Raw genomic sequence first — 15151 nt, forward strand, 5'->3', positions numbered from 1 at the left:
GTTACCGGATCACCCCTTCCAGCACGGCGCGGAAGCGAGGTTGTAGATGCTGCATCAGCAACGAGGCCACGGCTTTGTCGGTTAAGTCCAGAACGACGCCCTGATCCTCGGCCCGAACACGGATACCATCCTGCGCATCGTCCGCAGCATGCAATTCAACCTGTTCGCGCAGCATTTCGGCGGTCAGGCCAAGTACGTATTTCGTCAGCTTACCGGACTGGATGTCATCAGCGTTTTGCTTGATATCCTCTTGCGTGGCGACCTTTGCGGGCAGGATGACCTGAACCTTGCCCTCGAGATTGGCGCCCTCAGCCGCGCGCCCGACAACCTCCAGGATCATCTGTTTCAGCAGGTCCGGGTCTGCCATTTCCTTGGTGACGAGGCGCGCCACGTCCTCTCGAAACCGATCCGTCAAGCCCGCCTTCATGGTCAGAACCGCGTCCCGCATGGCGGTGTTCAATGCTTCTTCGCCTGCCGCGCGATAGCTGTCGGAGTCGCTGCGAGCCTTTTTCTGGTAGGCATCCGCCTCACGCTTGGCGTCCGCCAGAATCTTGGTCGCTTCGGCCTTGGCATCCGCCCTCAGCTTCTCGGCATCCGCCTGCCCGGCGGCCACCCCATCACTGCGCAGTTTGTCGATCAGCGCGTCAACGCCGTGCGAGATCATGCCATCCTGTGCCATCAACTGATCCCCGCACTGATCACGAGGGCGAAGACGAAGGCGAAGACGCCAAAGCCTTCGATAATAGCCGCCGGAGCCAAGGACAGGCCGAAAATCTCAGGCTTTTCTTTGGTCGCATTAATCGCGGCGGCACAGGCCCGACCCTGCCAGATTCCGCAATACATGAGCGCGATGCCTGACAGGATGCCGATCCCGAACAGCCCACCCGCGTTTTCCGGCGTCACATCGCGGTTGAGCGTGAACATGATGACGATCCCGTAGATCACCATCGTTGACGGAAAGGCCGAGACACCGACGAACCGGCCATAGCCGCCCTCCGTCTCGGTCATCGCACCAATACTGGCCATGCCCGCAATCGAACAGCCAATCGCACTGGCCGCCGCGCCCAGCGCCATGGGGGCGTAGATGCCCAGCCAACCCAATGTCAGAACAAGCTCATTCATTCCTGAACCTCCTTGCGGGCGAACGGACGAAAAACAATGCCTTCGTCCGGTAGGCCCCATTTAAAGAATTCGATGTAATTAAGACGTAACCCGTGGACGACGCCGCTCATCATGGCGAGGGCGAAGTTCAGTATGTGGCCAATGATCAGGATTAGCAGGCCGAACAAAATGCCCGGCCCTTTCAGCGCGTGGATCACCGAGACGGCCAGATCGTTGAAAGTGATTGCAAGCGAGGCCGAGGCCAATCCGAGTGCAAATAGACGCATGTAGCTAAGGACATCTCCGAATGCGCCCATGGCCCCGGCAAGACCCTGCACACCGTCAATAAGTCGCCAGAGCCAGTCGATTGGTTTTTTGATCTGCCTCTCGCTGGTAAACAGCAGGATCGCCAAAAGACCCGCGCCCAATATCATCGCGCCCGGCGTTGCTGATTGGCCTTTCATGTAGCTGAGCCACAGGACGAACCCGCCGATCAGCGCCGCGATCCAACCCAGGTTCGCAACCGCTTTACGCTGCCCCCATGCCGCGCGCGCGGCCAGTGCGTTGGCCAGCACAAGGTGCAAGACACCGACAACAATCGAGATCATCATCATCGCGCCGAAGTTATTCAGATCCAACAGTTTTGCTTTTGCCAGAAGGGACCCATCGGGCGGTGCGACCCCGAAATAGCTGCCAACCAGAACGCCATACAGGATGGTCGCCACCGAGACGATCACGCCGTAGCGCCTCCAGGATTGTTGGCTGACCGTCCCGCCCAAACGCTTCCAGAACAATAACAGGCCCAGCAGAATGACGGCCCCGTATCCAGCATCTGCCACGATCATCGCAAAGAAGAACGCGAAAGACGCAGCGACGATCACGCTCGGGTCCCAGTCCTTGTAGCCCGGCACTTGGTAAAACAGCGCCAAGTCCACAGCAGCGCTGCGCTGTTCCGGCTGCTCCAGCAATGTGGGAGGGGTGTCATCGGCGCCCGGGTCTTCGATCAGAACGGCGGCGTCTTTCGCCCCCGCCATCTCCAGAACCGCATCAATCCGATCTTCTGGCACCCAGCCCTGCAGGGTGAACATCGCCTCTTCGTCACGGACCTTCTGGGTCGCGTGGGCCAACTCCGCCGCACTTTCAGCTACGGACAGGTTGCGCCGCATCAGCGTTAGATATCGGGTCTGCGCAACCCGTTCCGCCTCAAGCGCTTCGATCGCGATCTCTGCCTCTTCCAGCTGTGCTTCCAACTCGTGGATCGGCAAAGACCCGGTATGCGTGCGCGGGACCGGCAGGATATCGTCGGCCGGTTCGTCTGGCGCAATCAGGACGGCATAGATGAAGCGGTGATCCTGTTCGAGAATGGCCCAAGGCAGCGCCAGACCTTCCAACGCATCCCGATGCTTTAGGGGCAGTTGGTAGAACCACAACCGGTTGCCCGCTAGCACATCGTCGGGCGGGAAATCCAAATCCCCCCAAGGCTGCACCTGAGCAATTCGATGGGCCAGAAAATCCCGCCGGTCCGACATGTCACGCGTACGCTGCATCAGGTCCAGCACGTCTTTGACGAACTGATTCATCTGGAACTCAGGATCGCGTTGTATTTGCCTGCGGGGCTCGGGGACATCGGTCAGGAAACGCAGCGCCTTGTATGCTTCATGCGCGCCCCGTTCGTTGACCTTTTCCGGCTCAGCCGGCGGCGGCGCCAGGGGCAGAACATGCATACAGCCCAGAGCCTGCAGCGCCTCAAGCGTTTCGATCTTCTGCGCCGCCCGTCCCACCAAAGACAGCTTCTTAAGCCGTGCAACACTCATGACATGGCCTCCTGCGCATGTTTGCGCTTGGAGATCTTCGAGCGCACGACGGCCTGCATCTGCTCATCACTCAGATAGATGCGGATCTTCTTGATATTGGCCTTGGCGCGCGGGATCAGAACCTTTTCGAACAGATTGACCCGCTGCGTGATCGTGGCGACGGCCTTGTCGAATATCTTCACCCGCTCTTCCGCCACTTTGACCCGCAGACGCGCCTCAATCATGTCGTGCAGCAACTGCGCGGCGGCGTCGACCCAATGGGGCTTGGCCAGCCGTGAGTACGGCCGAACCGAAACCTCAATCCGGTCAAGGGCGGGCATCTTGACGCCCACGACATTCACCTCTTTGACTTTGTAGTCTGTCAGCTGTACCAAGCCATCAAGATCAATGCCCTTCTGCGCCAGCATGGGGAGCTTTGCGCCAACCTGTTGCGCCAGATCGCTCACTTCGTCTTCCAGACGCTTTACATCTTCTCGTGCCTTGGCGCGTTCGGCCATCAACTGCTGGCGCTTCAGGTCCAGCGACGGCAGGAACCGCTCATAGCTTTTCAGCTGTGTCTGCTCGCGGGCGAGCGACGACTTATTCAGCTGCAACCGCGCCATCACCGTCCTTTGGGAAATACTTGTCGATCAGAGCTTGCTTCATCAGCAATTGTTCAGGCGCAAAACACTCGGCCAGTGTTTTCCAACCCAGATCCAGCGCGTCCTCCAACGGGATCGAGACATTGATATCCATGAACCGCTTGCGGAACAGCGCGCCGAATTTCAGCAGTTGGTGATCGTAGTCCGACAGATCAAAGGCCATCGCCTGCTTCTGCGCGGCATCCCGGCTTTCCGAATAGAAGCGGATCATCGTGTTCATGATCTGCCCGTGATCCTCACGTGTAGTCTTGCCTATGACGTTCTGCTTCAGGCGCGAGAGGCTGCCGAACGGGTCAATCACACCCGAATGCAGGTAGAACTGCCCCTCAGTGATGTAGCCCGTGTTGTCCGGCACCGGATGGGTCACATCATTGCCGGGCATCGTCGTGACGGTCAAAACAGTCACCGAACCCCCCTTGGCATAATCACAGGCTTTCTCGTAGCGTCGCGCCAGTTGCGAATAGAGATCGCCCATATAGCCACGCTGCGAAGGGACGCGCTCCTGACTGATGCCCACCTCTTTCATCGCATCAGCATAGGCGGTCATGTCGGTCAGAAGCACGAGAACGCGCTTACCCTCTTCCACCGCGAATTTCTCGGCCACGGCCAGCACCATGTCTGGCACCAGAAGGCGTTCGACCAGAGGGTCCATGGCCTGATTGACAAACATCACAGTGCGCGAGAACACCCCTGCATCCTCAAACGAAGTCCGAAACGTGTGGTAGTCATCGAAGATCAACCCCAACCCGCCGAAGACCACGATATCCGCGTCCGCCTGTATCCCGATGCGGCTGAGGAAGGCGTTGAACGGTTCGCCCGAGACCGAAAAGATCGGGATCTTCTGACTTTCGACCAACGTATTGAACACGTCGATCATTGGCACGTCGGTGCGGATCATCTTGTTGGGCACGGCCCGCTCGGCCGGGTTCACAGTTGGCCCGCCTATCTCGATCCGCGGTTCGGATGACAGGTCAGGGCCGCCGTCTATCGGCTCTCCCGCTCCGTCAAAAACGCGTCCCAGAATATTGGCGGAATACGGCGTCTGCATCGGGTGACCCAGGAAGGTCGCTGTCGCCTCGGTCGAGATGCCCTTGGTGCCCGAGAACACTTGCAGCGTCACCACATCCCGGTCGATAAAGATCGCCTGGGCCAGCGTTTTATGCCCATCGACCGTTTCGATCACCGCCAGATCATTGAACCGAACAGCCGGTGCGCCACCATCGTCAACCGGCACACGAACCTTGATCGTGTCGCCGACAATTTCCAAAACACGTGTATACTTCAAAAGACTCTGAGACATCGCCTACCCTAAGTCGCATGTTTAAGAGTTTAAATTCTTTCCACTTTCGTGCTGCCCACCAAAGCATCAGCGCCGGAGGGATTTATATTGATCTGGCAAATCTGGTTGCCGCTAAGTTAATAGACGTTTCCAGCCTAAAGCAATGAAATCGTTTTAATTCAGACTGGATTTTGTCTTTACTCTTCGCTTTCTGGGTCGTGCCGGTGATGACTCTGACGCTGGCTTTGCCTCAGTTCCAGCATCGCCACTGTAGTCCAAAACCCGCACAAGCAGATTGGCCATCTCTTCCAGTTCTTTAGAGGGCGTTCGGACTTCACCTATGATGTGTTTGACGAGATCGACGGCTTCAGTGCGCCGCGCTTTGTCCGGCAATAGATAAGGCAACGTTTCGACCGCACCCTTCGGATCGAAAGTGGCGACCAGAGATTGCTCATGCAGAATACGTTGACGGTCGGTGACCGAAAGGCACTTGAACGGCGCTTCGTGGTGAAAGATATGCGCCCAACGGTGTAAAATCTCGGCACGAAAGCCTTTGTGACTGTCAGCCAATAGAACCAGCATACGAATGACCGCCTCGGGCAGACCCCCTTGCCGCATATGAGCAAGCACAGCGCTGACCTCGGGCAGATCGCGCAAAGTCGCCGGATCCGGCAGGGTACGGCGAGCTGCATTCCTTTGCCCGAACCAAGACGCAAACGGCCCGCCCCAAATTGCGTAGAACGACGCCTCATACCAGGCGTCGCGCAGATCACGGCCAAAATCCATCGACTGCTCAATCCATTCTCCGGTGAGTTTTTCCCATTTCAGAAACGGATTTTCAGCATCGGCAGGAGCGCGCTGCGCTCTGGCATTCTGCGCCAGAGTTTCGATTCCTTTCCCCAAAATTGTATTCGAAGACATCGCAGCGCGCTGTGCACGCAATGGATTTGCATCGCGCAAAGCCCGGGCCATCACCGGTGACGACAGGGCTTGCACCGCCGGGCGAGCGAAGGTTTCATAAGCTCCTGCTTGCACTTCGGACATTTGCGCCACTGCGGCAAAGCTGGTCTCATCCTGCCGACCGTCATCCAATGCTGCGACATCGGAAAGCGTACGCTCGACGAAACGAACTTCGAACGACTTATCGACCCCATCCCCTTCAATGTTATCAATGATCATCTCATAGAGACCCGGCGCCATTGCCTCGACCGTCTCAAGTGTAGACGCCAAGCCTGCGTGCTCTTTGCGCGCGACCTTGGAGGAAACAAAGATGCCCAGATGTCCCACCTCATCATGAAGCATGTAGATGATGCGCTGGCCGCGTACCCGTATCTCTTCTTCGTCCGCATAGGTTTCGGCAATCCAGTTCAACGCCTGTTGCGGCGGCGTGATATTGTCGCCATGGCTTGCAAAGACAAAAATCGGCGCTTTGATCGCCTTGAGATCAACGGGAACTCCGGGTTCCAGTTGCGCGGTATTCTTGACCAGCCGGTTTCCAACGAACAGCTGTTCGACAATCCATCGAATTTCGGCCTCGTTCAGAATGAAAAACCCACCCCACCAGCGCTCAAAATCAATGAAGCGCTGCCTGCCGGCTTCGGGATCGCGATACAGATCGAAATATTTGCCAAAGTAGTTTCGGCTGGGGTTTAGCTGCTCGAAATTCATCACCAGATTGGCGCCGTCGAACTTGCCATTCCCCAAATCTGACCAGAACATCGGCTGCCAGGTGCCACCAAGCATACCACCGTTGTAGCGCATGGGGTTTTCACCAACCTCACCCGACCAAGGTGCAACCGGCGCTCCGTTGAGCACCAAAGGTCCGTTCAGATCTGGGTTGCAGGCCGCCATCAGCAATGTCGCCCAACCGCCCTGGCAGTTTCCTGTCACAACTGGTTGCGGGCTTTTGGGGTGACGCGCGCTGACTGTTCGAACAAATCCAGCCTCGGCATGCATGACGTCGGCTAATGTCTGACCTTTAACCGGATCACGGCCGAAGCTCACAAAATAGACCGGATGGCCCTTGGCCAGCGCCACGCCGACCTGGCTGTCGGACTTGAAACCACCAATACCACCCCCATGACCGGCACGCGGGTCAATGATGATGTAGGGGCGTTTGTGATCGTCTACGTCGATCCCTTGCGGGGGGACAATGCACAATAGCTGATAGTTGCAAGGCCGGTCGAGCTCCGCCCCGTCAACGATCACTTCGTAGTCATAGGCGAGCACCGGCGGGCATCCGGCCGCTTCATGTTCGAGGAAAACATCGCCACGCTCACGCAAGGCGTCCATCGTCAAGGCGACGCGCTGACCAGCATCCTTGACGTAGTCCGCCCAAGCCGAGCCAACAGATTTCGTCTGCGTTAATTGAACTGCAAGACCTCGCAGTTCGTTTGTCAGTTTTAACCCCCGATCCGAATGGTGTTCAGTTATCTTCTGAGCCTGAATTGTGGCGGCGCGAGACAGAATTTCATACTGAACGCCAGATTGGTCGAGCACGTTGGAAATCGCGTCAGACATATTGCTGTTCACGGCCGCTATGTTTTCACCATTTGCTAGGTTCGATGCCTTTTCATTCGCGCGTGAATTCCGAGCCATTGATCTATCCTTCCTCAGACGATGCTGTTTTCATCGTCGATGGGGTATATGCCCCTGATAAAATTGAACGCCTCGCGGCTTGCAATAAACGCTGCACAGGCCGACATCTTCAATGGTCGCGAAGCAATACGTGGGTGCACGATTTACTGCAGCGCACCGAAATTGACTGTCCCGGTGAGTACGCGGGTTTTCAAAGGGCCGGGCGACATCTTCGCTTTGCGACTGCAGCGCGCGTGCATTACCCCACGCGATCGACCGATCGCTTGCCACTCCGATGACGACAGCTTTTGACCTGTTCAGGCGGAACATCGTGGCGCCTCGATTTCTGCGGTGCAGCATACCACTTCTCAATCGATTCGAAACAATTGAATGGTCAAACTATCTCGCCAACGCTGCGACAAAGTCGTTCAGAAGCGAGCTCGTGGCGCATCCTATTCCGCGACAGTCTCTGACGACTCGCGTCGTAGGAAACAGATATGCGACCGATCCAAGAGCACGGACAAGGGTTAAGTTGATGGCTGCACGCCAATCCCGGATCGCCCCCTCTCAGAGCAGACGGCATTCATCAGAACCAGTTTTGGGCGTCAATTGTCGGAAGCTTCGCGACTGACCTCATCAAAAACACATCTGCTCTAGACGCCAATCAACACCTCATCCGCGACTTTTCTGAGCATGAGAGAACAAGCAACCAACTGTTCCTCGGAAACAAACTCATCAGGCTTGTGGCCTTGTTCCGCCATAGACCCTGGGCCACACACCACTGTCGCGATGCCGAGGTCTGACAGAACGCCAGCCTCAGTTCCGAATTCAACGTGGCTTGTGTCACCGCCGCCAGAGGATTTTACCAGTGAGACCACCGGTTCAGAGCTGGCGACCGACAGCCCGGGGTATCCCGCCAACGCCCGAAGCGAGATTTGGGCAGCCGTTGGAAACTTGGCCAAAACCGCGTCTGCTGCCTGCTGAAGCTCGGCTTCGATCTCGTCGGGGTCATCTTCCGCCAGATGCCGGAACTCAAACACAAGCGTCGCCTTGTCGGGTACAAGGTTGAGCGCTGTGCCGCCGGACAGCTGGCCAACATGGAAGGTCGTATAGGGAACATCGTAGGCGTCGTTGCGGATCCCAGTTTGTTGGGCCTTCTGCTGCATCTGGCGCAACTCTGCGACGAAATCGACAGCAACGTGGAGTGCGTTTACAAATTGCGGGGCCAGTGCGGAATGTCCGGCCTCTCCTCTTATGTCGGCGCGGTAGGCACGCTTGCCTTTGTGACCAATGGCGACCTGCATCTCGGTCGGCTCGCCCACAATGGCCAGTTTGGGGCGTCCCAAGAGCGCCGGTAGCTGCTTTTTCATACGTGAAATCCCGACGCAGCCGATCTCTTCGTCGTATGACACCAAGAGCTTTAAAGGCGTTTTCAGTTCCCGACCGTGCATGGCATCGGCAAGGGCCAGCATCTCAGCCAGAAAGCCTTTCATATCGGTCGTTCCACGCCCGTACAATCGGCCTTCCTGTCGGGTAAGTTTGAAGGGGCTTACGCTCCAATCCTGCCCCTCAACCGGCACCACGTCGGAATGCGCAGAGAGTAACAGCCCACCTTCAACAGATGGCCCGATTTCTGCAAAAAGCCCTGCCTTAGGTTCGTCAGGATCTGTGATGCGCTGCACCCGAAAGCCGCGATTGCGCAGAAAGTCTTCGATATAGGCGATCATATCGAGGTTGGATCGGGCACTGACGGATTCAAAGGCAACCAGACGCTCCAGAACCTTTAGCGAGACACTCATGAAAGCGCTTCTCCTCCGATGGCGCGAAAGGCGCCCGCACGGGCCTGAGCTTGCGCATAGTCTATGAACGCAGAAACGGTGCGCGATTTTTCCGCACCGTGGGTGGTCAAAAGGCCCATTCTCAAGGACCGAACCGGCCCGGTGATCGGCACACAAACCAGCGGGTTGCCGTCCGGTGATGTATTGCTTTGCGGGCGCACATTGGCGATGGAATAGCCAAAGGCGTTCCCGACCATCGAACGCATCACAGCCATGTCTCGCGTCAGCTCCACAATGCGAGGCTGGCGCGAGGATGCCGTAAAGAGCGACAGGAAGTAGTCGGTACTGATCGGCAAATCGAGAAGGATCATTGGCAGGTCCGCCAGATCATCAATGGATACGGATGTCCGTGTCGCCAATTCATGCCCGGCATGCAGCAATGCAAAAGGGTTCAGGCGCACCAGCCCTATGAAATTCAGATCGGTTGGAATATCCATGTCATAGGTCAGCGCAATGTCGATCTCGGACCGTTGCAACGCGTTGAAAATCTCGGCCTGGTTCAGTTCTTTCTGGGCGATCCTGACATCGGGAAATCCGGTTTCAAACCCGCGCCGCAACCGCGGTAAAACAAGTTGCGCAAAGGTCAGGAGGCAGCCCACTGCGAGAGGGCCGCGCGCCGTACCTGAAATATCGGCGGCAATGTTTGCGATCTCTCTCGCGTCGTTCAGGACCTGGCGGGCTTTTTCAAACACCCTTTGCCCACCTTGTGTCAGTGACAGGCCCTGCGCGTGTTGCCGCACAAACAGCGAAATCGCCAACTCTTCTTCAAGCTGGGTGATGGCAGATGAGATCGACGGCGACGAGACGTTCAACCGGTCTGCAGCCCGCGCTATACTGCCTGTTTCGCCAACCGTAACAAGGTACTCCAACTGCCGGAGGGTCAGACGCGGCACGCAGACGCTCCTATTTTAGAGATGTTGTCAGAGGTCTTAGCGGCTCGCATAGTCTCAGGCCAGATCAGGGGCACTATCCTGTTGGGCCAGCCATGTTTGGAAATCGCGGATCGTGCCTTCATAGTCATCCCCTGCCAGCGGCCCTTCGATCGCGTGGGCAGAATGCAGCGCGACCTGCATGCGCTCAAGCTTTTCGCGATCCTCGCGGTTGACCTCTTCCCAGAGCGCGATTCGCCCCTGGATCGTGTCGTGATCGAGGTTATCGCGATAGACGGACATCGTCCATTTGACGCGGATCAGGTTCGCGTTGATCGGGAAAATAGACAGCGATACGAGCAGGCTGGCGGCTTGGCTGGCCACCTGCGTGGGAAACTTGGCAAAGAGGGACGACCGTTTTCGTTCTGCCTCGCTCAGGCCCGCCGCGCCGTCTCCGCGCGGCGTGATATTGTCCGGGTAATTGGCAGCGTAGGAGGTGTATCCATCCCCGCTGACCAGCTTGCGCGACAGCCCTGACGGGGTGTAGCCGTGCAGGGTTTGCGGATGGACCACACTCAGGTGGTAGCCTTCCATGAAGTTCTCAACCAGGCATTTCCAGTTGGTCTGCCAGTTCTCTTCAGCCACATGCACAAGGCGGAAATCCTCGGTCTCATAGGGCGCTAGCATGGCATCAAGCTCGGGGTGTTCAAACGGCGGGGCGTTCGGTGCCAGGTTCACGTAAATGAACCCGTTCCAAAGCTGCACCTGGTGTTCCGGCAGCCTGCAGGATTTGGGATCAAAGCCCGCGTTCTCCATTCGCGGCGCACGCAGCAAGGCACCGTCGCGCCCATAGGCCCAAGCGTGATACGAGCAAACAAACCGTTTTGTATTGCCGCTTCCTTCTGCCAGTGGCATTCCGCGATGCCTACACACATTCGCAAGGGCACGGATTTCACCTTCATCGCCGCGCACGACAAGCAAGGGTTCATTCAGAAGCTGGACAGTGAAGAAATCACCGGGTTCAGGGATTTCATCAACCCGACCCAAGCAGTGCCACCCGCTGCGCAGCACAGTCTGCGCCTCGTGGTCGAATTGCTCCTGCGAGGTATAGAACGCGCCGGGCATGCCCATCGGGCGATCCGCGGGCAAGGCGGCCAAGTCTTGAAGTTTCGTTCGCAAATGGGTCATCCCGGCCTCCCTTGTTGTTATGTCTTACGCGTCCCCTGGCACGCCATAGGAGGGCGCGGCGGAGGGATCGAGTGCGCGGCGCACGTAATCGTCCAGTTGTGGTTTGTAGACGTCCCAGGCGGTTGCAACCGCTTCAATGGGGCAATCCTCGGTCCAGTCGCAGCGCAGGTCGGCCACGGGCCAGCTGACTTTGTCGACCAACATCAGACCCGCGGAATGCACGGGCCCGGCCTCGCCCCCGGCAACAAGCCCAGCGCGCAGTGCAGCAATCAGCCGGTCACCCAAGTGACCTGTCGCATCTTCGAATGCGGACACGATGGCAGCGGGTACACCGTCATGGGCCAGAAGATTGCCCCCCGATGCAACATCCCTGCCCTGCGCCTCGTTCCAGTTGCCCAGCACGTTTTGGCCTGAGTGGATGGCTGTGGTTCCGTTCCGGTCAATCGCCAGAAGTTGCCTGTACGCGATGTGCGCGGCCTCACCAGTGATTTGGCGCACCGCCGCCTCAGCCGAGGCGCCCTGTTCCATCAGATCGAGCGTCTTTGGACCAAGGCTCGGATCGGTGACATTCTGGCTTGCCACCGCACCAACGCCTGTACGCGCATAGGCGCAACGGGCTGCAACTGCCGGAGAAGAAGACGAGATCGCCACGCCAAACATGCCGGTCTGCGCGCAGCGGGCCACAAGAGAGAAAGTCACGGGGCTAGTCCGGGATCACGGCGGTGGCGTCAATCTCCACCAGCCATTCGGGCCGTGCCAGAGCCTGCACCACAAGCCCGGTCGAAACAGGATGCACGCCTTTGATGTATTCGCCCATGGTCCGATACACAGCCTCACGGTGGCGGACATCGGTGATATAGACGACCACCTTGACGAGATGCTCCATTTCGCCGCCTGCTTCTTCGATCAATTGTTTGATGTTCTGCATCACCTTGTGGGTCTGCTCTGCCGGGTCGTGGCTATCGATGTTCTTGGCATCGTCCAGGTTCTGCGGGCACTGCCCGCGCATCCAGACAGTACTCCCGCCGCGGGTGACAACGGCTTGGCACAGGTCATTGTCGAGCGATTGTTCAGGGTAGGTATCGCCGGTATTGAAGGGGCGGATGCGGGTGTGAGCCATATTTAGGACGCGCCTCCTGCGTCGATCTTTGACATCAGATATTGCGCAAAGTCGTAGTTCGGGCGTTCCAGATGGCTGAGATGCCCAGGCGTTGCCGCTTCTGAACACAGGCCCCGAAACACTTTTTCGGTGCAACCGCGATCTTCGACATTCACGTCATCCAGAAGCGCCTTGAGCGCGGTGAAATTGTCTTGCGCATCCGGGTCATCCGCAAAGTCATTCGACATGCCACCGCCAAAGCGGATATGCACCTGACCCGGCCCTTTGGGATGCAAGGACAGATACCAGAAATACCCTGGCGTCAGCGTGATCATCAGGCTTGGATAAAGCGCCAGAAGAAAGGTCGTGCGGCGTTCATCGCCTTTCAGCCGGTCATTGCTGGGATGCGCCATGGCGATGCGCAAGGATTCATCCTTCAGAATCGTGTGGTAGTTGAAGGCCGGGCTGCCGGGTGGGCAAATCATGTCCTCCAGCCGCGACAATCCACCAATCGTGCCCGCGTGACACACCGGCAAATGGTAGCTTTCCATAAAATTCTCGGCCAACACCTTCCAGTTGGTGTCCCAGACGTGTTCTTCATAGAACGCCTCGGAATAGTTGGCCATGTCATAGCCTTCGATCATGGTCGCCACTTCGGACAGCTGCTCGACCACGGGGGCTGCATTTGGATCAAGGCAGACAAAGACCCAGCCCAGCCATTCCTCGCAGCGGACCTGAGGCAACGCGTAGTTTTCTTTGCAAAACCCCTCGTTCTGCTTCATCGCGGGCGCTCCGCGTAGCTTGCCGTCGAGGTTGTAGGTCCAGGCGTGATAGGGGCAGACGATTGTCTTTGCATTCCCGCGCCCTTGCAAAAGCGTCGACATGCGGTGCAGGCACACATTGCTCATCGCGCGCAGATCGCCGTCTCTGTCACGCAACACAACGATTGGCTGCCCAGCCAGTTCACAGGCCACATAGTCCCCGACAGACGACAAGGCGTCCGCCCGGCCCACACAGTACCAATCCTTGCGGAAGATGTGCTCCAGCTCTGCATCTACAAAGCTCTGCTCGGTATAGACCTCGGTCGGCATGGCCCGCGCACGTTCAAATGGGACCGAGGTGTTCGCGCGCAGAGCGGCGATAGGATCAACGTGGTCTTTGGGCATGAACGAACCTCTTTGCCTGAGTCGCGGGCGGTCACCGCATTCACATACTGAGACGGCTTTTGCCGGAAACAAACCAAAAGTCTATCTTACCGGTGATTAGGTAAAATCTAATCGACATAAGATGATACAAAATTAGGGTTGCACAAGCAAAAGAAGCGGCCGGGCCAACAGATACCCAGCACGGCAAAAAAGGTGACGCGATGGAAAACTTCGACACGGTGGTGATTGGCGCAGGTCAGGCGGGCATTGCCACAAGCGAGCATCTCCGTGCCCAAGGCATTGACCACGTCCTTTTAGAGCGGGGCCGCATTGCCGAACGTTGGCGATCCGAACGGTGGGATTCACTCGTTGCAAATGGTCCGGCATGGCATGATCGCTTCCCGGGCCTGGAGTTTTCCGGCGACCGCGACGCCTTTCCGCGCAAGGAATGCGTGGCCCAGTATTTTGAAGACTATGCCAAAATGATCGACGCGCCCGTGCGCACCGGCGTCACGGTGACGCGTGCGCGGCCGCATGAAAACCGCGCGGGTTTTTTGATCGAAACGTCACAAGGTCCCATAGAAGCGCGCCACCTCGTCTGTGCCACTGGGCCGTTTCAGAAACCGGCAATTCCGCCGATCATACCTGAAACCTCTGACGTTCTGCAGATGCATTCCATCGCGTATCGCAATCCCGAGGCTTTGCCTGAGGGCGCCGTTCTGGTCATCGGCGGCGGTTCCTCAGGATCGCAGATCGCCGCCGAGTTGCACGATGCTGGGCGCGAGGTTTTCTTCTCCATTGGCCCCCATGACCGACCTCCGCGTCGCTATCGCGGGCGCGACAATGTCTGGTGGCTGGGTGTTCTCGGCATTTGGAATTTGGATACACCGGCGCCCGGCACCGAGCATGTCACGATCGCAGTCAGCGGCGCGCATGGCGGCAATACCGTAGATTTCAGGAAACTTGCCCAGCGCGGTATCACTTTGCTGGGGATGTCGTCAGGATATGAAAACGGCGTTCTCCATATCGCTGATGACCTCAAAGCCAATCTCGATGCGGGCGACGCAAACATGTTGTCCCTGCTCGAAGCCGCTGATGCCTACGTCGCGCGCACCGGCATGGACCTGCCAGAAGAGCCCGAGGCCTGGGTCATAGCGGACGATCCCGCTTGTGTGTCGGACCCCATTCGCGAGCTGGACCTTGAGCGTAACAATATACGCACCGTGATCTGGGCAACCGGGTTCCAGTTTGACTATGACTGGCTGGAGGCAGACACGCTGGACGACCGAGGCAGACCGATCCATCAACGCGGTGTCTCTCCGGTGCCGGGGCTCTATTTTGTCGGGCTGCCTTGGCAATCGCGCCGCGGATCATCGTTTATCTGGGGCGTTTGGCATGATGCAAAGTTCATCGCGGACCAGATCTCTATTCAGGAAAACTATCTGGCCTATGCACCAAATTCTCCTTGAGAGGTTTTGATCAGCAAAAGAGAAACAGGCCGTTCTCATGAGCGGCCTGATCTGCCTGGCTCGGTTTTAATTTGAAGTCGAAAGTCTGGCTGTGATTGCCTGACATGTTGAAACCGAATGAATCCGGGCGT

13 protein-coding genes are annotated in these 15151 nt (G+C 57.7%); 1 reads left to right on the plus strand and 12 read right to left on the minus strand.

Features of this window, described 5'->3' with window-relative positions; genetic code table 11:
• Position 1 precedes the first annotated feature (1 nt).
• The 12 genes from ACRZ95_RS16535 to ACRZ95_RS16590 form a co-directional block, all read right to left on the minus strand.
• The gene (locus ACRZ95_RS16535) at positions 2 to 679 is read right to left on the minus strand and encodes a hypothetical protein (RefSeq protein WP_170680113.1); all 678 of its coding nucleotides are present in this window, start codon (positions 677 to 679) and stop codon (positions 2 to 4) included.
• Positions 679 to 1122 (minus strand): ATP synthase subunit C, encoded by a 444-nt coding sequence (locus ACRZ95_RS16540; RefSeq protein ID WP_170324458.1) that lies wholly within the window; start codon positions 1120 to 1122, stop codon positions 679 to 681. The genes ACRZ95_RS16535 and ACRZ95_RS16540 overlap by 1 nt, the downstream gene beginning before the upstream one ends.
• Positions 1119 to 2915 (minus strand): V-type ATP synthase subunit I domain-containing protein, encoded by a 1797-nt coding sequence (locus ACRZ95_RS16545; protein WP_170680111.1) that lies wholly within the window; start codon positions 2913 to 2915, stop codon positions 1119 to 1121. The genes ACRZ95_RS16540 and ACRZ95_RS16545 overlap by 4 nt, the downstream gene beginning before the upstream one ends.
• Complete coding sequence (locus ACRZ95_RS16550) at positions 2912 to 3517, minus strand: V-type ATP synthase subunit D (RefSeq protein WP_170641219.1); 606 nt, start codon at positions 3515 to 3517, stop codon at positions 2912 to 2914. The genes ACRZ95_RS16545 and ACRZ95_RS16550 overlap by 4 nt, the downstream gene beginning before the upstream one ends.
• Positions 3495 to 4856: a V-type ATP synthase subunit B gene (locus ACRZ95_RS16555; RefSeq protein ID WP_170680109.1), complete on the minus strand. Its 1362-nt coding sequence runs from the start codon at positions 4854 to 4856 to the stop codon at positions 3495 to 3497. Before ACRZ95_RS16555 ends, ACRZ95_RS16550 begins: the two co-directional genes overlap by 23 nt.
• 153 nt (positions 4857 to 5009) lie before the next feature.
• Entirely contained in the window at positions 5010 to 7433 is a 2424-nt protein-coding gene (locus tag ACRZ95_RS16560; protein ID WP_170680107.1) for a DUF3141 domain-containing protein, read from the minus strand.
• A 632-nt stretch (positions 7434 to 8065) separates the two neighbouring features.
• On the minus strand, positions 8066 to 9211 hold the full coding sequence (gene argE, locus ACRZ95_RS16565; RefSeq protein ID WP_170680105.1) for an acetylornithine deacetylase: 1146 nt from the start codon (positions 9209 to 9211) through the stop codon (positions 8066 to 8068).
• Positions 9208 to 10143 (minus strand): LysR family transcriptional regulator, encoded by a 936-nt coding sequence (locus tag ACRZ95_RS16570; RefSeq protein WP_170680104.1) that lies wholly within the window; start codon positions 10141 to 10143, stop codon positions 9208 to 9210. The genes argE and ACRZ95_RS16570 overlap by 4 nt, the downstream gene beginning before the upstream one ends.
• A gap of 54 nt (positions 10144 to 10197) precedes the next feature.
• Complete coding sequence (locus ACRZ95_RS16575) at positions 10198 to 11307, minus strand: Rieske 2Fe-2S domain-containing protein (RefSeq protein WP_170680102.1); 1110 nt, start codon at positions 11305 to 11307, stop codon at positions 10198 to 10200.
• 24 nt (positions 11308 to 11331) lie between these two features.
• Positions 11332 to 12006 carry a DUF1028 domain-containing protein gene (locus ACRZ95_RS16580; protein ID WP_170473865.1) on the minus strand — a complete coding sequence of 225 codons (675 nt, stop codon included), beginning with the start codon at positions 12004 to 12006 and terminating at the stop codon, positions 11332 to 11334.
• Positions 12007 to 12010: 4 nt separating this feature from the next.
• The gene (locus ACRZ95_RS16585; protein WP_170473868.1) at positions 12011 to 12427 is read right to left on the minus strand and encodes a RidA family protein; all 417 of its coding nucleotides are present in this window, start codon (positions 12425 to 12427) and stop codon (positions 12011 to 12013) included.
• 2 nt (positions 12428 to 12429) lie between these two features.
• Positions 12430 to 13572, minus strand: a complete 1143-nt coding sequence (locus tag ACRZ95_RS16590; protein WP_170680100.1) for an SRPBCC family protein — start codon at positions 13570 to 13572, stop codon at positions 12430 to 12432.
• A gap of 200 nt (positions 13573 to 13772) precedes the next feature.
• Between ACRZ95_RS16590 and ACRZ95_RS16595 the strand changes: the two genes are divergently transcribed.
• The gene (locus ACRZ95_RS16595) at positions 13773 to 15020 is read left to right on the plus strand and encodes a flavin-containing monooxygenase (RefSeq protein ID WP_170680098.1); all 1248 of its coding nucleotides are present in this window, start codon (positions 13773 to 13775) and stop codon (positions 15018 to 15020) included.
• The last annotated feature ends 131 nt before the right edge of the window (positions 15021 to 15151 follow it).

The organism is Ruegeria sp. AI3, from assembly GCF_056541245.1.